This is a genomic window from Mediterraneibacter sp. 210702-DFI.5.30 (genome assembly GCF_020560115.1).
GTDB classification, from domain to species: Bacteria; Bacillota; Clostridia; order Lachnospirales; family Lachnospiraceae; genus Mediterraneibacter; species Mediterraneibacter faecis.
The window spans coordinates 84354-104869 of record NZ_JAJCME010000002.1 but is presented as its reverse complement, the minus strand read 5'-3'; the positions used below and the strand labels follow the sequence as shown (position 1 = coordinate 104869).

Below are 20516 nucleotides of genomic sequence, written 5' to 3'. Positions count from 1 at the left end.
AGATAGAGGAGGAAATTTATCATGGGAAAAATTATTGGTATTGACCTTGGTACAACAAACAGCTGTGTAGCCGTTATGGAAGGTGGACAGCCAACAGTTATCGCGAATACAGAAGGCGCAAGAACAACACCGTCTGTTGTAGCATTTACAAAGACAGGAGAGCGTCTCGTAGGTGAACCTGCAAAACGTCAGGCTGTAACAAACGCAGCAAGAACAATCTCATCCATCAAAAGAGAGATGGGAACAGATTATAAAGTAGATATTGACGATAAGAAATATTCTCCACAGGAGATTTCTGCAATGATCCTTCAGAAACTGAAAGCAGACGCAGAAGGATACCTTGGTGAGAAAGTAACAGAAGCTGTTATCACAGTTCCGGCTTACTTCAACGATGCTCAGCGTCAGGCTACAAAAGATGCAGGTAAGATCGCAGGACTTGATGTAAAACGTATCATCAACGAGCCTACAGCAGCTGCACTTGCTTATGGTCTTGACAACGAGAAAGAGCAGAAGATTATGGTTTACGACCTTGGTGGTGGTACATTCGACGTATCTGTTATCGAGATTGGTGATGGAGTTATCGAAGTACTTTCAACAGCCGGTAACAACAGACTTGGTGGAGATGACTTCGACCAGAAGATCACAGATTACATGCTTGCAGACTTCAAGGCAAAAGAAGGCGTAGATCTTTCTGCAGATAAGATGGCTCTTCAGAGATTAAGAGAAGCTGCAGAGAAAGCAAAGAAAGAGCTTTCAAGTGCAACAACAACAAATATTAACCTTCCGTTCATCACAGCAACAGCTGAAGGACCGAAGCATTTCGATATGAACCTTACAAGAGCTAAATTCGACGAGCTGACAAGAGACCTCGTAGAAAAGACTCAGGAACCGGTAAGACGTGCACTTTCTGACGCAGGAATCACAGCTTCCGAGCTTGGACAGGTACTTCTCGTTGGTGGATCAACACGTATTCCGGCTGTTCAGGAAGAAGTTAAGAGACTGACAGGCAAAGAGCCTAGCAAATCCCTTAACCCAGATGAGTGTGTAGCACTTGGTGCTTCCGTACAGGGTGGTAAACTTGCAGGAGATGCAGGCGCAGGAGACATCCTTCTTCTTGATGTAACTCCACTGTCACTGTCTATCGAGACAATGGGTGGTGTAGCTACAAGACTGATCGAGAGAAATACAACAATCCCGACAAAGAAGAGCCAGATCTTCTCAACAGCAGCAGATAACCAGACAGCTGTAGATATCAACGTTGTACAGGGTGAGAGACAGTTCGCAAGAGACAACAAGTCCCTCGGACAGTTCAGACTTGATGGAATCCCGCCGGCTCCACGTGGAATCCCGCAGATCGAAGTTACATTCGATATCGATGCAAATGGTATCGTAAATGTATCTGCTAAGGATCTTGGAACAGGTAAAGAGCAGCATATTACAATCACAGCAGGTTCTAATATGTCTGATGACGATATCGATAAAGCTGTAAAAGAAGCAGCTGAATTCGAGGCTCAGGATAAGAAACGTAAAGAAGCAATCGATACAAGAAACGAAGCAGACGCTATGGTATTCCAGACAGAGAAGGCAATCAAAGAGGTTGGCGACAAAGTCGATGCTACAGAGAAGGCAGCTGTAGAGGCAGACGTTCAGGCACTGAAAGATATCCTTGCAAAATCTGCTCCGGAGAACACAACAGAAGAGCAGGTAGCAGAGATCAAAGCTGCGAAGGAAAAACTGATGGAGAGCGCACAGAAACTGTTCACAAAGATGTATGAGCAGGCAGGTGCTGCAGCAGGTGCAGGTGCACAGGCTGGTCCTACACCAGAAGCTGGTCCGGCTCCGGATGGTTTCCAGGGTGATGATGTTGTAGACGGAGACTACAAAGAAGTCTAAAATATAGAAAAGATGCCGGTAAGACAGAAGAGAAACAGGCAGCAGGGCATCAGATAAATGAAGCATGAAGAGAAATTCTACGGAGCTTTGTAGCTTCGTAGAATTTCTTGAGGTTAAGAAAGAGATACAGAAAGGTTAGTATTTGTGTTATGGCAGAGGCAAAGAGAGATTATTATGAGGTGCTCGGCGTAAGCAAAGATGCAGATGATGCTACAATCAAGAAAGCATACCGTCAGCTTGCGAAGAAGTACCATCCAGATATGAATCCGGGGGATAAAGAAGCAGAAATAAAGTTTAAAGAGGCTTCCGAAGCCTATGCCGTTCTGAGTGACGCTGACAAACGTCGTCAGTATGATCAGTTCGGCCACGCTGCATTTGATGGTGGTGCCGGCGGCGGAGCAGGTGGATTCGGTGGCGGATTTAATTTCAATGGAGCAGATTTCAGCGACATTTTCGGAGATATCTTCGGAGATATGTTTGGTGGCTCCAGAAGAGGCGGCGCAAGCAATGGTCCTATGAAAGGGGCTAATATCAGAAAGAGCATCCGCATCACATTCGAGGAAGCTGTCTTCGGATGTGAGAAAGAACTGGATCTTGTGCTGAAAGATCCTTGCGAAGACTGTCACGGCACAGGTGCAAAGCCTGGAACATCACCGGAGACATGTCCAAAGTGCGGTGGTAAAGGTCAGGTCGTATATACATCCCAGTCCTTCTTTGGAACCGTACAGAATGTACAAACATGTCCGAACTGTGGTGGTTCCGGTAAGATCGTGAAAGAGAAATGTCCGAAATGTGCAGGTACAGGATATACATCCAGCAGAAAGAAGATCAAAGTTACGATTCCGGCAGGTATTGATAACGGACAGAGCGTACGCATCCGTGAAAAAGGAGAACCGGGAGTTAATGGAGGACCGAGAGGAGATCTCCTCGTTGAGGTTAACGTATCCAGACATCCAATCTTCCAGAGACAGGATATGCATATCTTCTCAACCGTTGCGATTTCCTTCGCAGTGGCTACACTCGGTGGCGATGTGAAGATTCCAACTGTAGACGGAGACGTTCTCTACACAGTAAAACCGGGAACAAAGACAGATACAAAAGTACGTCTGAAAGGAAAGGGAGTTCCATCCCTTAGAAATACTCAGGTAAGAGGAGATCATTATGTAACATTAGTGATCCAGACACCGGAGAGATTAAGCGCAGAGGCGAAAGAGGCTCTGAGAAAATTCGATGAGCTCAGTGGAAATACACTTCATCAGCATGATGACCTTGCTACAAAATCTGAGAAATCAGAGAAAAAAGGCAAGAAAAAAGGATTCATGGATAAGATGAAAGAAGCCTTTGAAGATAAAGAATAAAAAGAATGATGAGAGCGGCAGCTGCTGACTGAGAGGTTGGTGGCTGCCGCTTTTAGCATATCTAGCGACGCAAGTTGCTAATACGCTGAAGAATATGATATGGGAATAATTGAAAAGCAGATTCAGGGAATCAAGGTTAAATAGATGATTTATAGCAAGTTTCTCTTGGTCTGGTTTTCCAAAATCTTAACATGTGTCAAACATCCAGCAAAACTCATATCCAAAAAAATCCCTCCTAGAACATCTCCTTGTATTTACACGCGAAATCGGATATATTAGAAGATATTGGAAATGCGTTGCACGAAGCATCCGCAGGCATCGTAGTTGTGGGTTTTGTCTCCAACATCTTTACAAATATAGCAGAAAGAAGGTGACTTTCATCGTGAATCAGATCGTTTTGACAGGAATGGTGCTTTCTGTCGCACCGGTGGGCGAGTACGACCGCAGAGTTGTCATACTTACAAAAGAACAGGGGAAGATCTCAGCCTTTGCAAAGGGATCAAGAAGACCAAACAGTCCTCTAGTGGGAGCGGTGAATCCATTTACTTTCGGTGAATTCATGATGTATGAAGGTCGTTCTTCTTACACAATTCAGTCTGTAAATGTATCAAATTATTTTTCAGAATTGAGAGCAGATGTGGTAGGTGCATATTATGGCTTTTATTTCCTTGAGGTTGCGAATTACTATGCGAGGGAACGAAATGATGAGCGGGAACTTTTAAAATTACTTTATCAGACGATGCGTGCGCTGACAAATCCACATCTTCCGAATCAGTTGATCCGTTACATTTTCGAGTTGAAAGTGCTGACAATCAACGGACAGGGACCGCAGGTGTTCCAGTGTGTACAGTGTGGCGACCGGACGAGGCCGGCAGTGTTCAGCGCGGCGAAGGGCGGACTTGTGTGTAATGAATGTGACGGAGAAGTGAGAGATGGAATGTTTCTTGACGGTTCTACGCTGTATACGATGCAGTATATTGAATCCAGTACAATTGAGAAATTATATACATTTAACGTGAAGCCGGAAGTGCTGGAGAAGTTTGGACGTGTGATGGGACGGTTGATGAAGATGTATGTAGATAAGGAGTTCAAGTCTCTGGAGATACTGCAGACATTGCTGTGATATTTGGGGTATTATTTAAAAATTCTCAACAACATTTAAGACATTATGCAATTGTTGAATCATGAAAAAAATCATGCTATACTACGGTTATATCACCTGTTACATGACAGTGTGAAACGAGTGCATTTTGTTGTAAATGTAATAGTAGCAGAGGAAAGAAAAGAGAAAAATGATGGACGAGAACATTTTTATGAAGGAGAAGAAACCGATTTCTTTCGAAGACTACCTTGAATATGATGAGAACAGCAGGGGGAATCTTGGAGGAGAACTCCCTGTGATTGTATATCGGCTATTGGAATATTCTATAAAAGACGAGCTTGCGGTACGTTACGGAAGAGCAGAACAGGTTGAGATTTTCCGAAATGCGGGAAGGAAAGCGGGAGAATTTTTTGCACGTAAGATGCTGAATCTGAATCAGCCGCTGGATCAGTTTGTGGGTGAACTCCAGAAGAAGATGGCAGAAATGAAGATTGGAGTACTCCGTATTGAATCAGTAGACGAGGAGAGCGGGCAGATCATTCTGACCGTCTCGGAAGATGCGGACTGTTCGGGGCTTCCGGTGCTTGGTGAGACTGTCTGCAATTATGATGAAGGATTTATTTCCGGAATTTTATCTTTATACTCTGGAAAGGAATATGTAGCAGTGGAAACGGACTGCTGGGCTACAGGAGGCCGTGTCTGCCGTTTCCAGGCAGATGTAAGAGAAGGTGACAGTTAGTTATGGAAGAGAAAAACTGTGAGATATTATTTGAATATCTGAGGGATATTATATATGATTCCGAGAATGCAAAGTTGGATCTTGAACAGCTGGACGAACCTTTTTGGAAACTTGGAAAAGGTCTTCAATATCTGGATAAAGCGGTGAAAGAAGTGAAGCATTATTCAGCGGAGATTTCAAAGGGAAATCTGTCAATTGAAGCGCCGGGGCGAGATAATTTCCTCTGTGAGAATCTGAAGAATATCCATGCGAATCTGAACCATCTCACCTGGCAGGCAAAGCAGGTGGCGAAAGGGGATTATTCTCAGAGTGTTTCTTATCTGGGAGAATTTTCAGAAGCATTTAATACAATGACAAAGCAGTTGAAAGAACGAGAAGAGGAACTTGAAGAAGAGGCTTACAGAGACAAACTTACAGGGATTGGAAATCGTCATCTGTTCCATGAACGGGCGGAGACGATGCTTGCTACAGGAAAGAAGATTGTCTTTTGTTATTGTGATCTTGATCATTTGAAATATGTGAATGACTATTTTGGACATCAGGAAGGAGATCAGTATCTGAAACATTTTGTCGATATAGTGAAAGCAAACATTCGGCCGGGAGATCTCTTTGTGCGTCTTGGCGGTGATGAATTCTGTATTGTGCTCCTGAATTGTTCGAAAGAAATTATGAAGAAGAAATTTGAGCATGTGTATGAAGTATTCTGTAAGGAGGAAGACAATGACTATCCGAAGAGCTTCAGTTACGGTATTACAGAACTCCCTGAAAGACATGATATAGTTTCTACCGAAGAGATTCTGCAAAGAGCGGATGAAGTTATGTATGAATATAAGCGGAAACATAAAGAGAAGTACTTAAAACAGCTTGAAAAATAAGGCATTAGTAGTTATAATAAGTAACATTGATGTGCAAGGTGAATATTTTCTTAAGAAAATGTGGATAACTTCTCTGAAAATACTGACCAAAGTGCATAAGGTATATAAATAATGTAAATGATAAAAAAGAATGTGAGGAACATACAATGGTTGAAAAGACAATGGACAAGATCGTAGCACTCGCAAAGTCAAGAGGATTCGTATATCCGGGTTCTGAGATCTACGGCGGACTTGCCAACACATGGGATTATGGTAATCTTGGTGTTGAACTTAAGAATAATGTGAAGAGAGCATGGTGGAAGAAGTTCATTCAGGAGAATCCATACAATGTTGGAGTTGACTGTGCAATCCTTATGAACCCACAGACATGGGTTGCTTCCGGACATCTTGGAGGATTCAGTGATCCGCTGATGGACTGTAAACAGTGTCATGAGCGTTTCCGTGCAGATAAGATTATTGAAGATTATGCAGCAGAGAATGGAATCGAGCTTGAGAGCTCTGTAGACGGATGGACACAGGAGCAGATGTCAGCATTTATCGAGGATAATAACATTCCATGTCCGACTTGTGGAAAGCATGATTTTACAGATATCCGTCAGTTCAACCTGATGTTCAAGACATTCCAGGGTGTTACAGAGGATGCGAAGAACACAGTATACCTTCGTCCTGAGACAGCACAAGGTATCTTTGTAAACTTCAAGAATGTACAGCGTACATCCAGAAAGAAACTTCCATTCGGTATCGGACAGATCGGTAAGTCTTTCCGTAACGAGATCACACCGGGTAACTTTACATTCCGTACAAGAGAGTTCGAGCAGATGGAGCTTGAGTTCTTCTGCAAACCGGACACAGACCTTGAGTGGTTTGATTACTGGAAGAGCTTCTGCCTGAACTGGCTGTCATCTCTTGGACTGAAAGATGAGGAAGTACGTTACCGTGACCATGATCAGGAAGAGCTTTCCTTCTACAGTAAGGCTACTACAGACGTTGAGTTCCTTTTCCCATTCGGATGGGGTGAGCTGTGGGGAATCGCTGACCGTACGGATTATGACCTGACTCAGCATCAGAATGTATCCGGACAGGATATGACATACTTTGATGATGAGACAAAGGAGAAATACATTCCATACGTTATCGAGCCATCACTTGGTGCTGACCGTGTTGTACTTGCATTCCTTTGCAGTGCATATGATGAGGAGAATATCGGAACAGAAGAGAAACCGGATATGAGAACTGTACTTCATTTCCATCCGGCACTGGCTCCGGTTAAGATCGGTGTGCTCCCACTTTCCAAGAAACTGAACGAAGGCGCAGAGAAAGTATTTGCAGAGTTATCTAAGTATTACAACTGTGAGTTCGATGATCGTGGAAATATCGGAAAACGTTACCGTCGTCAGGACGAGATCGGTACTCCATTCTGTGTAACATATGACTTCGATTCTGAGGAAGACGGAGCTGTTACAGTACGTGACCGTGATACAATGGAACAGGAAAGAGTTAAGATTGAAGATCTGAAAGCATACTTCGAGAAGAAATTCGAGTGGTAAGATAAATAAGAAAAGCCCGGACTGTAGTTCACAGGTAAGCTTGTGGATTCAGTTTGGGCTGTTTCTTTATAACTTTAAAATAGCATGGAAGATAGAACAGGAGGAGAATGACATGGACAGAAAAAATGCATGGACAACTTACAGTAAGGAAGAGCTGGACAGATTAGAACAGGTAAATACAGAATACAAGAACTGCCTTGATGCCGGCAAGACAGAGCGCGAGTGTGTTACATTGGCAGTTGAAAAGGCAAAAGCAGAAGGATATAAGGATATCAGAGATATCATTAAAAATGGAGAAGAAGTGAAAGCCGGAGATAAACTGTATGCCGTGTGTATGAACAAGACGATTGCGCTGTTCCATATGGGTACAAAACCGCTGACAGAAGGTATGAATATTCTTGGAGCTCACATTGATTCCCCGCGTATTGACGTAAAGCAGAATCCTTTGTATGAAAATGAAGAGTTTGCTTATCTTGATACACATTATTATGGTGGAATCAAGAAATATCAGTGGGTGACACTTCCACTTGCCCTTCATGGAGTGATTGCAAAGAAAGATGGCACAACAGTTCAGGTAAGTATCGGTGAAAAAGAAGATGATCCGGTCTTTGTTATCACGGATTTGCTGATCCATCTCGCGTCGAAACAGATGGAGAAAAAGGCTGCAACGGTTGTAGAAGGAGAGAAGCTTGATCTTCTGATCGGAAGCCGCCCGATTGAGCAGGATGAAACATTAGAAGAAAAGGAAAAAGAGGCTGTAAAAGCAAATGTAATCAATCTTCTGAAACAATATTATGACATGGAGGAAGAGGATTTCCTCTCCGCAGAGCTTGAGATCGTTCCGGCAGGAAAGGCCCGCGACTGTGGATTGGATCGCAGTATGGTACTGGCTTACGGACAGGATGACCGTGTATGTGCATTTACCTCTCTCTTTGCAATGCTTGATGTGAAAGAAGTGGAGCACACAGCGTGTTGCATTCTCGTAGATAAAGAAGAAATCGGAAGTGTCGGTGCGACCGGAATGCATTCTCGTTTCTTTGAAAATACAGTTGCAGAACTTGTGGCACTGACAGAAGGGGAGTCTGACCTGAAAGTCAGAAGAGCGCTGATGAATTCCAGAATGCTTTCTTCTGATGTGAGCGCAGCTTATGATCCGATGTATGCTGAAGTATTCGAAAAACGCAGTTCTGCATTCTTTGGAAAAGGACTTGTATTCAACAAGTTTACAGGTGCTCGCGGAAAGAGCGGTTCTAATGACGCAAATGCAGAATATCTTGCAAAGATTAGAAATGCAATGGATGCGCAGAGTGTTGCATACCAGTTCGCAGAACTTGGAAAAGTAGATGCCGGTGGTGGTGGAACAATTGCTTACATTATGGCAAATTATGGCATGGAAGTCATCGACAGCGGTGTCGCAGTGTTGAGTATGCATGCGCCGTGGGAAGTGACAAGCAAGGCAGATGTGTATGAAGCTTATAAGGGATATAAGGCATTTGTTGAAGAAATGAGATAAAGATTATGTACTTGTTGATTTTGAGGAAAATTGCATGATGTTGGTGGCGGAAACACCATAGCAATGATATGTGTAAATTGTATATTAATCACAAAAAAGTAGTTGTTTCCAAGTTCTTATAAAGCATGGACAACTATTTTTTTGTGCATGTTGCACATTGTATGGAGATTAATGCAAATATGCAAAATGACAGCCTGATGGACGATGTGTTTACAATTTGTGAAAGATAGGTTAACCAATATGAAAAGTATACAAAAAGCATTTGTAAAAATTGTATATAATTACGAACAAAAGACTTGACTCATAAGTATAAAACCATTAAAATATTATATGCGAAATAAAATTATTTTATTTGTAAAAATTATTTTAGGAGGTCATTGATCATGGCAAAATGGGTTTATATGTTCACTGAAGGTAACGCAGATATGAGAAACCTTCTCGGTGGAAAAGGCGCAAACCTGGCAGAGATGACAAATCTGGGTCTTCCTGTACCACAGGGATTCACAGTAACAACAGAGGCTTGTACACAGTACTATGAGGATGGCAGACAGATCAACGATGAGATTATGGCTCAGATCATGGAAGCTATCGATAAGATGGAAGGAATTACAGGTAAGAAATTCGGAGATAAAGAGAACCCGCTTCTCGTTTCCGTACGTTCAGGAGCTAGAGCTTCTATGCCTGGTATGATGGATACAATTCTTAACCTTGGACTTAACGAAGAGGTTGTTGAGACACTGGCAAAAGCTTCAGGCAACCCACGTTGGGCTTGGGACTGCTACAGAAGATTCATCCAGATGTTCTCTGATGTAGTTATGGAAGTTGGTAAGAAATACTTCGAGGAACTGATCGACAAGATGAAAGAAGAGAAAGGTGTTAAACAGGATGTAGATCTTGACGCTGATGATCTTAAGAAACTTGCTGAGCAGTTCAAGGCTGAGTACAAAGAGAAGATCGGAGAAGACTTCCCGACAGATCCTAAGGTACAGCTTATGGAAGCTGTTAAGGCTGTATTCCGTTCATGGGATAACCCAAGAGCTAACGTATACCGCCGTGACAATGACATCCCTTATTCATGGGGAACAGCTGTCAACGTACAGATGATGGCATTCGGTAATATGGGAGATGACTGTGGTACAGGTGTTGCTTTCACACGTGACCCTGCTACAGGAGAGAATGGTCTGTTCGGAGAGTTCCTGACAAACGCTCAGGGAGAGGACGTTGTTGCCGGTGTTCGTACACCAATGCACATTTCCGAGATGGAGCAGAAGTTCCCAGAAGCATTTACACAGTTCAAAGAAGTTTGCAACACTCTGGAGACTCACTACAGAGATATGCAGGACATGGAGTTCACTGTAGAGCACGGTAAACTGTACATGCTTCAGACACGTAATGGTAAGAGAACAGCTCAGGCTGCTCTTAAGATCGCTTGTGATCTTGTAGATGAAGGAATGAGAACAGAGGAAGAGGCTGTTGCAATGATCGACCCTCGTAACCTTGATTCCCTGCTTCACCCACAGTTCGATGCGAAAGCTCTGAAAGCTGCTACACCAATGGCAAAAGCACTTGGAGCATCACCAGGAGCTGCTTGTGGTAAGATCGTATTCACAGCTGATGACGCTGTAGAGTGGGCTGCAAGAGGAGAGAAAGTTATTCTTGTACGTCTTGAGACATCACCAGAAGATATCACAGGTATGAAGTCTGCTCAGGGTATTCTGACAGTTCGTGGTGGTATGACATCTCATGCAGCTGTAGTTGCGCGTGGAATGGGAACATGCTGCGTATCTGGTTGTGGTGACATCACAATGGACGAAGCTAATAAGAAATTTACACTTGGTGGAAAAGAATTCCACGAGGGAGATGCAATCTCACTTGATGGATCCACAGGTGCTATCTATGACGGAATCATCCCGACTGTAGACGCTACAATCGCTGGTGAGTTCGGAAGAATCATGGGATGGGCTGACAAGTACAGAACTATGAAGGTTCGTACAAACGCTGATACACCGGCTGACGCTAAGAAAGCTCGTGAGCTTGGTGCAGAAGGTATCGGACTTTGCCGTACAGAGCATATGTTCTTCGAAGGAAACAGAATCGACGCATTCCGTGAGATGATCTGTGCAGAGACAGTAGAAGAAAGAGAAGCAGCACTTGCTAAGATTCTTCCAGAGCAGCAGGGAGACTTCGAGAAACTTTACGAAGCTCTTGAAGGTAACCCGGTTACAATTCGTTTCCTTGACCCACCGCTTCATGAGTTCGTTCCTACAGAGGAAGAGGACATCAAGAAACTGGCTGATGCTCAGGGCAAAACAGTTGACCAGATCAAAGCTATTATCGACAGCCTGCACGAGTTCAACCCAATGATGGGACACCGTGGATGCCGTCTTGCAGTTACATACCCAGAGATTGCTAAGATGCAGACAAGCGCTGTTATCCGTGCAGCAATCAATGTAAAGAAAGCTCATCCGGATTGGAACGTAAAACCTGAGATCATGATCCCACTCGTTGGAGATATCAAAGAGCTCAAATACGTTAAGAAATTCGTTGTAGAGACAGCTGACGCTGAGATCGCAGCAGCTGGAAGCGACCTTGAGTACGAGGTTGGTACAATGATCGAGATTCCAAGAGCTGCTCTTACAGCTGACGATATCGCAAAAGAAGCTGACTTCTTCTGCTTCGGAACAAACGACCTTACACAGATGACATACGGATTCTCCCGTGATGACGCTGGTAAGTTCCTCGATGCTTACTATGATGCTAAGATCTTCGAGAACGATCCATTTGCAAAACTGGATCAGGTTGGTGTTGGCAAGCTCATGAAGATGGCTATCGAACTCGGAAAACCGGTTAACCCAAGCCTGCATGTAGGTATCTGTGGAGAGCACGGTGGAGATCCAAGCTCCGTAGAGTTCTGCGACAGCATCGGACTTGATTATGTATCCTGCTCACCATTCCGTGTACCGATCGCTCGTCTTGCAGCAGCACAGGCAGCAATTGCCAAGAAGAACGCTTAAATATAGTTGTTAGTAGATTATACATAGAAGCTTCTTTGGAAGTACACTGAAAAGTGAATCATAAAAAATAGAATCTCCCCTCATATCTGATGGAATCAATTAGATTTCATTCGGTGTGAGGGGAGATTTTTTTGACTTTATATTGGGAAAGTGTTATTTAGGGGAGGATTTGGAAGCGGTTCAATGACTTGATTAGCAGAAATTCTATTTTGGTCAACGAAAGCGGGGGAAAGGTTCCCAAAGAACTGTAAAAATACAAAGGTGGTCAAAATAATCATGTTACGCATAAGATTAATTCCAAATAAAGATTATGCAGTAAATCAGCGAGTATGATAGAAAAAACAGTGAAAATGCATAAAAAATAAGGAAATATACTGTAAAAAATATTGAAAATATAAAAAAATATTGACGCAGAAAGTTTTATTTGTTATATTTGAAATAAATGAACCGGTTCACTTTTATAGAACAGCTATTAATAGAGGCGATATAGGGATGATTCATTGTGGAATTAGTTTATCAGACGGAAGAAATGGGCATACGATGGCAGTTGAGGGATATGCCCAAATTATTGTAAATAATACAACATTTAATACAGCAATGGTTTCGGATGGTTGGGATAATGGAGTGTATTATCTTAATTTAGATACATCACAATATTCAGATCTTAAAGGAACAGTTTTTAAGCTGTAGAGAAAATGAAAGTCTTGAAGAAAATTTGTTGATCTATGGTTTATATTTTAGGTTCGTGACTATAGAAAATAGTTTGTTATGTATCAGGATGTGGAAGAGAAAGTATTTTCTCTTCCATTTTAAAAATAAACGTGTGGTGAAACTTAATGAAGAAAAAAATAATATATGTCTTATGCATTTTAGGGGTGCTTTTGGCATTATTAGGACTAAAAAAAAGAAATGACACAATGTATTCTTCGGGGGTATACCATCTTAACAGAAGTGGGATAGTAGAATCTATAGATAAGAATATTATAGTTGTTCGTTTGGATAAATTGAATGAACAAGATGAGGATTTTAAAAATGTCGATACACTGCAGTTAGATTGTAGAAATTGTGGTTATGAATTAGAAAATCTAAAGGAAGGTAAAAAAATTATATTTTACTATTTCCCATATAATGCAGACGTTCGACCACTTAAAGTCGAGAATATCTATGTGATAAATGAAAAAGAGTCTAATATTGATTTGATGAAGAAAGCCGGACAATTATTGGATCCCTATCGAGATAAAACAGATGAGTCTATTTATGCAAGAGGTAAATCCGGTGGTGTTATTACTACAAAGGATATTGAACAAGCTACTGAATTTTACATTTTAGCAGGGTATGAACAGTCAGACGCTGAAGATAAGGCAGTAGAATATATGTTACAACGCGATGCGACTTATCAAAGAGCTATTGCAGCGGGATATTCTGTGTCTGATGATGAAATCAATGATTATTTAGATGATTTAAAAGTTACAATAAATGATTCGATTAATAGTGAGGAGGCTCAGGCTCTTATAAGTCAATTTGGTTCGGAAGAAGGATATTGGCAGCATGAATTTGAAGTTTATAAGATAAATTTACCAATTGAAAAATATTTAGAATCATTAAAACAAGAATATTTGAAGAATAGTATTTCTACACAATCAAATAATCAAGAGGCAGAAGAAACAATAGAAAATTATAATCGTTATATTGAAGAAGTTCAATCAGAGTTGGTTAAACAAGAGCAATATGAAATATTTGAATGATCAATATCATGTCAACATGAAAGACTTTCACGTACGGTTCCGTAAGAAGTTTAAGGTGAAAATTTTCTTATCTACTTGATTGAGAGGTTGGCTACTCAACTAATGCTTAGCCTCCTACTCGATTGCCATGAACTGCCAGAGAGGATACGAAAGGGGCATGATACCCCATTCCCAGTCAGAAGAGTGGAAATTCCAAAACCAGACGGAGAAATGCGAAAGTTAGGAATTAATCTTACAATGTAAAGCCGGCTTATGCCCCGCAAAGCGGCTCTGGGCTTGACATTCGATTCCTTATGAGTGTTAATCAAGCCAATCAATGGTGGTTTCCGCTCCGGAATACCGGTTTCCATGTTACCGGAATCTGGGTTTCTTGAGTTAGACAAGAATATCCACCAAATTCTAAGAAAATAGCTGATTTACAATAATTCAAAAGGTGGCAAACAAAGCAAGAATTATTAAAAAATGAAATATTTTATGATCAGCGAACTAATAAGAGGGACGTTTTTAGCGCCCACTTTCTTAAAGAAAATATAAACCATATAACGAATTTCAGAAAGACTTCCCTGAAATAGAAGAATCTGGAGTAAAAATTTACACAGATAAAGATGGATTCCAGTATAGTGTGTCTGTCCCTGATTATTTGCTTTGGAATGGAAATCTTGCGATAGCTGAGTCAGATGTTCGATATGCACTAATTATTTGGATAAAACCATTTCACCAAGGAATAAGTCAAGGCGTGCTATTTAATGACTATAAGGATTTGAATACTCAAATTATGTTGTCAAGTAGCAAAAAAGCTGAAGATCAATGGATTGTTGATGAAAATAGCACAATATTGATTACGATATTTGAAAAAGCAAATAAAGTATGGAATCTGGGGGTGAAATAAATGAAAGTAATTAAAAACTTATGTTTGTTTTGTTTCCTGATTTTTGGAATACTTATGCAATCTGAAATATTTCAAGATCAGCTTTGGAACTTTTCTACAGCATATTTTACGTCATCACGCTATGAAGTTGCTAGTGAAGATATGTCGCAATTTCTGAAAGATGTATCAGAAACTGCAACGGAGAATGATGTACATATTTTTTCTCAGCACAATGAAATCAATAATAAATACCTTTCAACACTTCATATTTATGGCGATGATAAAGTAATCAGACAAACATTAAAAAATACTGCAAACATAGAAGAATCAGAATATACCGCTTTAGTTTCCGGAGTTACGAAAGTAAAATTTCATAATCTCTCAGAATTGCAAAGTACCTCTGTGGGTTATGAAAACTTTATATCATACATAGGAAATGAGGACAATATTATCTCTGCATATCAGAAATTATCAGAAAAATATAGCTTGACTTATCCAGAATATTGGAATTCTACGGAAAAGGACATGATTTTTATTATATGGGGTATGATTATTGCATTGATGATTGTTCTAAATGTAATTGAAGTGGTTAGGCGAAAAAAAGAGGTTGTTGTACGAGTTTCCTTAGGAGAAAGTGCTGGTTTCATAGCATTTAAGGCTGCTTTATTTGATGTTACTTTTGACATTACATTATTTATTGTTGCAAAAATATTGCTGTCAAATTATATATCGGGAGCATATGAGAATAGACTCGTCACAATTTTATATTCCATTGGAATTATTCTTTCCACTATTCCATATTGTTCTTTTTGTTTTTTTGATATTAGAAAGGCATTTGCAAATGCAACACACAAAAGAGGAGTGGATTTTTTAAGTTATTCGTTAAAATTTATAGCAGGGGTAGCCGCTGTTTTTACAATTACCACTAATATTAGTAGTATTCATAATAACCTATTTACAAATGAACATTTGTTAGAAGAATATTATGATGCAAATTATTTTACCGTAAAGACTACTGATTTTAATGCTGAAAAAGAAGAAGCATTTTGGAATAAACTATACAAGAATGAATATAACACATTAAAGCCTGTAATATGCTTGAATATTTTAAATGATAAAAATGATGTGATATATGTAAATAATCATGCAAAAGATATGTTACAAGGTTTTACGAAGCAGATAAATACAGTAGAGAATGAATCTTCTGATTTGATTATTTTCATTCCAAAGAATAGATATTTTGCTAAAAACAAGCAATTAGCCTATGACTCCTTGAGCCATGTTTTAAATCATGATAATTTACAACAATTAAATATTCAGTACATAGAGTATAGCGAAACAGAATACTTTTCCTATTTAGATACAAGTGGAATAAACGGTATCGAAAAAAGCAAAAATCCGATAATTATTTATCAGGCAAACAAAGATTTAGCAGTCAATGGTGGGTATCTTGAAAGCTATAAGGCAGGAGCAGTTTTATTTCAATGTGATGAAAAACAGCTAAGAAATATCAGCAAAAAGTATGAAGATATGCTTGGAAATTATCAGCTAGTAATTACAAACGTACATGAACAGTATTTATATAATCACACATTTTTAATAAAACTCGTGGGATTTTTAAGTTCTCTTTGTACGATTGTATTGCTTTTAAATATTACGATTATTGTTACCGTAAGTAGACTAGAGTTTCGAGAAAATGCAATGAAAATTTCCTTAATGAAAATCTTTGGATATAGTTTATTTGAACGGCACAAAACACTTCTTAAAATGATTGTAGTGGAAAATTTTGTGATATTAGTAGGTATGCTTATCTATTCTTTATTATCGGTACAAACTGAAGTAGGAATTAGCATTCTTGTTAGTTCATTTATGGCACTAATAGAATTTACAATTATTTTCTTTAATATCACAATTGTTGAAAAAACAAACATACCGAAATCATTAAAAGGAGGTTGCTTATGATAACAATTGAAAATCTATGCAAAGCATATAATGATAAAATTTTGTTCAAAAATTTTCATTTGAAAATTCCAAATAGCAGTTTTTTGGTAATTAGTGGCGAAAGTGGATGCGGAAAAAGTACTTTACTTAATATGATTGGAGGTATTGAAAATCCTGACAAAGGTTCTATTATTGTGAATGGTTTTGATGTGGCAAAAAAAGGAAAAAAGCAGAAATATTTCAAAGAAGTTGTTGGATTTTTATTTCAAAATTTTGCCCTTTTGGAAAACAAAACAGTAAAAGAAAATCTAGAAATAATAAAAAAATCAGGTAGAACGGATATTTCAATAAATGAAGCTCTTGAAAAAGTTGGCTTACAGAAAGTAATTAACAAAAAAGTCTATCAATTATCTGGTGGCGAACAGCAGAGAGTTGCGTTAGCTCGTTTAATGCTAAAGAAATGTTCAATTGTATTAGCAGACGAACCGACTGGTTCCTTAGACAAAAAAAATAGTGAGATTGTTATGAATATATTACATGAGTTAAGTGAACAGGGAAAAACAGTTATTGTTGTAACTCATAGTGAAGAAATTGTAGCACAAGAAAAGCATGTTCTATATTTATAATACCCATAATAGAAGAATATGTTCTTTCAGGAGACACCTCCTCTAAGAACATATTCTTTTGGTTAAAATTGATTATAAAGATACTTTTATTTCAGTATATTCGCTATATTGATGGGATATATATTTGCATATTAGAGAGAAAAGCGAGTTAAATTTTTCTTGGCAATCCTGAAAAATATCGTAAGTAGGTAATCATCCGTATTACCTACTTACATCAAAAGAACAATTTTAGCAAACTATCTAAAGTTTTCTACATTTATAACTCTGGAAAAACAATCGCACAAATTCATGTTATGAGTGACCATGATTATAGTAATGCCTTTTTCATTTAATTCTTTTAGAAGTTTCATCACTATCAATTCATTTTCTTTATCAAGTCCAGAAGTTGGTTCATCAGCTAATATGACCTGACTTCCTTGTAAAATCAATTTAATAATTGCAATTCGCTGTTGCTCTCCACCGCTTAGCTGATATACTTTTTTGTTAAGCATATCATTTAGCTCAAACTGCTTTAAATACTTATTGATTAGTTTTAGTTTTTCTTCTTTTTTTATTTTTTTATATTCAAGAGCTAATTTTAAATTCCATAACACGCTTTCATCTTCTATTAGCCCATAATTTTGAAACAGATATCCTATTGTATATCTTCTCAAAATCATAGCATTTTTACTGTTCATGGATAAATTTTGATGACTATCAATAATGATTGTGCCCTCAGATATATCTGTAATCAATCCTATTATATTTAAAAGTGTTGTTTTACCTGCCCCGCTTTTCCCTACAAGTCCCACAAATTCGCCCTTTTCTATTTCTAAAGATAAATTTTCAAATAGAACCTGATTTTTCCCATATTCTTTTTTGACATTTTTTAATGTAATCAATGACATATTTATGCCCCCTTTTCAATCTCATATAAAGCATTTGAGATATAAACTTTATAAAGCAATTCGCAGAATATGTAGTCAATAAGTATAATCGCAAAAAGGCAAGCAAAATAATAGTTTATAACAGTTAATACGCCTGATATAATGAGTTCAATTCCTAAAAAAATATACCGATTTTTCAGTATTCTAAAATGCGAGAATCCTAAAATCTCTTTTGCCGCATATCTCTTTCGATTTACAAAAATATCCACATAATTTGAAATATACAAAACAAACAGTAAAGACACTATAAAGACAATCGTAAACGTAGTGAGTGTTTTAAGAACGAATGTCACATTTTCAAGTTGCAATAAATAAGGTGTGAGTAATGTTCCGGCTGTAACTAATTGCTCTAAATCATATTCTGATAATAAAGAAGAAAAATCTTCTCTTGACTCCATTTGAAAAAATAGACATCTTGTATTTAAAGAGTCCAAATAGTAAAGTCCTGCAAAATTGCCCGTATCAACAATGATAATAGGAGTAACCATATCCGAAAAACCATTCTCTGCATTAACTTTTATTGTAGAATCATCGTCTATATAAACGACATTAAAATTATCAATAGTTTTTTCTTCTCCCGGTATTCCATAAAATTGATTGTAATTCATTAATCGGAAATATTCTTGTTTAATATATTCGCTAATAGAATTTTCATCATTCTTATATTTATGTGGAACTAATACTGTTGGTTCACTGAATATATCTTCTCTCAATGGTTTTCCACTGAACTGGATATTGGAAAATTCACTCAGATAATTTCTATTTGCAATAACAAGCTGTTGCTCATAATAGGGGCGTGATATCTGCAAACCATCGTTTATCCTAAAATCACATAGTAGTGAATGGTTATGATTATACATCTCTAATGTTTGTTTTGAATAGTTTTCTAATATGTCTGTGTTTGCTAACGCATAATCATACTCCAATGAGTTAAAACCATTAGCGGTATAATATCCGTCCAGATACTTATAATCTAAAACAGCTTGTTGGCTTTGTCTAAATGAGTTTCCCTGCTTAAGTAATGAAATTATAGTAATAGCAATTATTACCGAAAAAATTATTTTTATAGTCTGAACTACAATATTTGTGCCGCTATTTAAAGTCTTATTTTTGATCATTGCCTCTAAAGAAACAAACTTAATTAAAATACTTGTAATTAAAACACAAAGTACATTTATAGTTAAAACACCCATAAAGAACAGTACAATTGTTACTAAATAAGAAAAATCATATCTGTTTGTTAATGCGTAATATAAATTTAACAAGACCAGTAATACGAAACATGTTACAGAAAAATATTTTATTATACTTGTAATTTGTTCCTTTAAAATATGTATAGTAGAAAAGCCCATGCTTTTTTTAACACCTATTTTTTTCAAACTATAAGATGTGTAAATACAATATATGATTTGAAGTACAATAAACAAGATTACAAAATTCAGAAGATTCAATTCTAATACCATACTATACGGAATAGCGTCGTTTTCAAAGGTATTTATTGTGACGGACAGTTGAGAAGCAATCTCTTTGATTGCGTTAACTGGTAAATCTGTATAGAATACACCAATACTATCTAAAAAATCTTCTTCTTGTAATTCATGATATTGAAACAAAATAGAGGAAGATATAGGCTGTTTTTGTGTAAACTCATTTAATGGATAGCAATATAAATCATAAACAGATTTATCTGTTGAAGTGAGCGTATTGTTAATGAGTTCTAATTTATTTTGAGAATAGTTTTCTGTAAATATTGTATAGAATTTGTCGAGAATTTCTGGCGATGTTTCTTCTAAAACATACCCTTCTAATTTCTCAGTAGCGATATTGTTCTTTTCGTAAATGTTGTAGATTGAAGTATTAAAAATATATGCAAAAAGTATAATTTCAAGAAAAATAAAAATCTTCAAAAAATTTTTCATAATATACACCATTCCTTTGAAAAAATTACGAAATAAGACAGGACAACCAGACCCGTCCTAGTTGTTTATAGTGGCTCAGTATGGATAATACGCATAATGAGACGTTTCGTTTGCCCACCATTGTAATACAAATCTCCATCTGCTACATTAATAGTCCACGCTGTAAGTGGAGTACCGACAACCATAACTGTTGCTACAAGACTAACTACTTTCATTCTCAACTTTTTTTACTGACCTCAACATAACATATATTTTATTAAGCGTCAATTTGTTCTTGTTTCTATTGTATATATTATCTATTAAGTTCTAATATATTTTATACATAATGCATGATACAAGCCGAGAAATCAGCTAATCCGATTTCCTCTAGTAAGCGGAGAATTTTGTAAGTTGATAGTGTGTAGCAGGAGAATCCTGTCGGGTAAGGTTTTGCAAAACGCCTGTACCGAG

Annotated in this window: 14 protein-coding genes and 1 pseudogene; 13 read left to right on the top strand and 2 right to left on the bottom strand. The window is 38.1% G+C overall.

Annotated features, from left to right (window positions below; all coding sequences use genetic code 11):
- The first annotated feature begins 21 nt into the window (after window positions 1-21).
- From dnaK to LI126_RS02365, 13 genes and pseudogenes are all read left to right on the top strand, one after another.
- Entirely contained in the window at window positions 22-1893 is a 1872-nt protein-coding gene (dnaK, locus tag LI126_RS02420) for a molecular chaperone DnaK (RefSeq protein ID WP_015528714.1), read from the top strand.
- Window positions 1894-2042: 149 nt separating this feature from the next.
- Entirely contained in the window at window positions 2043-3251 is a 1209-nt protein-coding gene (gene dnaJ, locus LI126_RS02415) for a molecular chaperone DnaJ (RefSeq protein WP_015528715.1), read from the top strand.
- A 406-nt stretch (window positions 3252-3657) separates the two neighbouring features.
- Window positions 3658-4374 (top strand): DNA repair protein RecO, encoded by a 717-nt coding sequence (gene recO, locus LI126_RS02410; protein WP_055158474.1) that lies wholly within the window; start codon window positions 3658-3660, stop codon window positions 4372-4374.
- Between the two features lie 190 nt (window positions 4375-4564).
- Window positions 4565-5092, top strand: a complete 528-nt coding sequence (locus LI126_RS02405) for a V4R domain-containing protein (RefSeq protein ID WP_070103538.1) — start codon at window positions 4565-4567, stop codon at window positions 5090-5092.
- Window positions 5093-5094: 2 nt separating this feature from the next.
- A complete protein-coding gene (locus tag LI126_RS02400; RefSeq protein ID WP_055158414.1) occupies window positions 5095-5967 on the top strand; it encodes a sensor domain-containing diguanylate cyclase in 873 nt (290 codons plus the stop codon).
- Window positions 5968-6113: 146 nt separating this feature from the next.
- On the top strand, window positions 6114-7514 hold the full coding sequence (locus LI126_RS02395; protein WP_055146386.1) for a glycine--tRNA ligase: 1401 nt from the start codon (window positions 6114-6116) through the stop codon (window positions 7512-7514).
- A 112-nt stretch (window positions 7515-7626) separates the two neighbouring features.
- Window positions 7627-9027, top strand: coding sequence for an aminopeptidase (locus LI126_RS02390; RefSeq protein ID WP_227164763.1), 1401 nt, complete (start codon window positions 7627-7629; stop codon window positions 9025-9027).
- 383 nt (window positions 9028-9410) lie between these two features.
- Entirely contained in the window at window positions 9411-12041 is a 2631-nt protein-coding gene (ppdK, locus tag LI126_RS02385; RefSeq protein WP_227164762.1) for a pyruvate, phosphate dikinase, read from the top strand.
- A gap of 492 nt (window positions 12042-12533) precedes the next feature.
- Window positions 12534-12731 (top strand): hypothetical protein, encoded by a 198-nt coding sequence (locus LI126_RS02380; protein ID WP_020436598.1) that lies wholly within the window; start codon window positions 12534-12536, stop codon window positions 12729-12731.
- A gap of 146 nt (window positions 12732-12877) precedes the next feature.
- On the top strand, window positions 12878-13786 hold the full coding sequence (locus tag LI126_RS02375; RefSeq protein WP_227164761.1) for a hypothetical protein: 909 nt from the start codon (window positions 12878-12880) through the stop codon (window positions 13784-13786).
- 129 nt (window positions 13787-13915) lie between these two features.
- Window positions 13916-14014 (top strand): annotated as a pseudogene (locus tag LI126_RS15850) (maturase); the annotation flags it as partial.
- Window positions 14015-14675: 661 nt separating this feature from the next.
- Window positions 14676-16616 (top strand): DUF1430 domain-containing protein, encoded by a 1941-nt coding sequence (locus LI126_RS02370; protein WP_055158419.1) that lies wholly within the window; start codon window positions 14676-14678, stop codon window positions 16614-16616.
- Window positions 16613-17221, top strand: coding sequence for an ATP-binding cassette domain-containing protein (locus tag LI126_RS02365; protein WP_227164760.1), 609 nt, complete (start codon window positions 16613-16615; stop codon window positions 17219-17221). The genes LI126_RS02370 and LI126_RS02365 overlap by 4 nt, the downstream gene beginning before the upstream one ends.
- Window positions 17222-17457: 236 nt before the next feature.
- On the opposite strand, the gene LI126_RS02360 is transcribed toward LI126_RS02365, so the two are convergent.
- Window positions 17458-18108, bottom strand: a complete 651-nt coding sequence (locus tag LI126_RS02360) for an ATP-binding cassette domain-containing protein (RefSeq protein ID WP_055158423.1) — start codon at window positions 18106-18108, stop codon at window positions 17458-17460.
- Window positions 18109-18110: 2 nt separating this feature from the next.
- Window positions 18111-20066, bottom strand: coding sequence for a hypothetical protein (locus LI126_RS02355; RefSeq protein WP_227164759.1), 1956 nt, complete (start codon window positions 20064-20066; stop codon window positions 18111-18113).
- Between the last annotated feature and the right edge of the window lie 450 nt (window positions 20067-20516).

Coding starts and splice junctions, on each gene's coding strand:
- dnaK (WP_015528714.1), top strand. CDS start 22: ATGGGAAAAATTATTGGTATTGACCTTGGTACAACAAACAGCTGTGTA.
- dnaJ (WP_015528715.1), top strand. CDS start 2,043: ATGGCAGAGGCAAAGAGAGATTATTATGAGGTGCTCGGCGTAAGCAAA.
- recO (WP_055158474.1), top strand. CDS start 3,658: ATGGTGCTTTCTGTCGCACCGGTGGGCGAGTACGACCGCAGAGTTGTC.
- LI126_RS02405 (WP_070103538.1), top strand. CDS start 4,565: ATGAAGGAGAAGAAACCGATTTCTTTCGAAGACTACCTTGAATATGAT.
- LI126_RS02400 (WP_055158414.1), top strand. CDS start 5,095: ATGGAAGAGAAAAACTGTGAGATATTATTTGAATATCTGAGGGATATT.
- LI126_RS02395 (WP_055146386.1), top strand. CDS start 6,114: ATGGTTGAAAAGACAATGGACAAGATCGTAGCACTCGCAAAGTCAAGA.
- LI126_RS02390 (WP_227164763.1), top strand. CDS start 7,627: ATGGACAGAAAAAATGCATGGACAACTTACAGTAAGGAAGAGCTGGAC.
- ppdK (WP_227164762.1), top strand. CDS start 9,411: ATGGCAAAATGGGTTTATATGTTCACTGAAGGTAACGCAGATATGAGA.
- LI126_RS02380 (WP_020436598.1), top strand. CDS start 12,534: ATGATTCATTGTGGAATTAGTTTATCAGACGGAAGAAATGGGCATACG.
- LI126_RS02375 (WP_227164761.1), top strand. CDS start 12,878: ATGAAGAAAAAAATAATATATGTCTTATGCATTTTAGGGGTGCTTTTG.
- LI126_RS02370 (WP_055158419.1), top strand. CDS start 14,676: ATGAAAGTAATTAAAAACTTATGTTTGTTTTGTTTCCTGATTTTTGGA.
- LI126_RS02365 (WP_227164760.1), top strand. CDS start 16,613: ATGATAACAATTGAAAATCTATGCAAAGCATATAATGATAAAATTTTG.
- LI126_RS02360 (WP_055158423.1), bottom strand. CDS start 18,108: ATGTCATTGATTACATTAAAAAATGTCAAAAAAGAATATGGGAAAAAT.
- LI126_RS02355 (WP_227164759.1), bottom strand. CDS start 20,066: ATGAAAAATTTTTTGAAGATTTTTATTTTTCTTGAAATTATACTTTTT.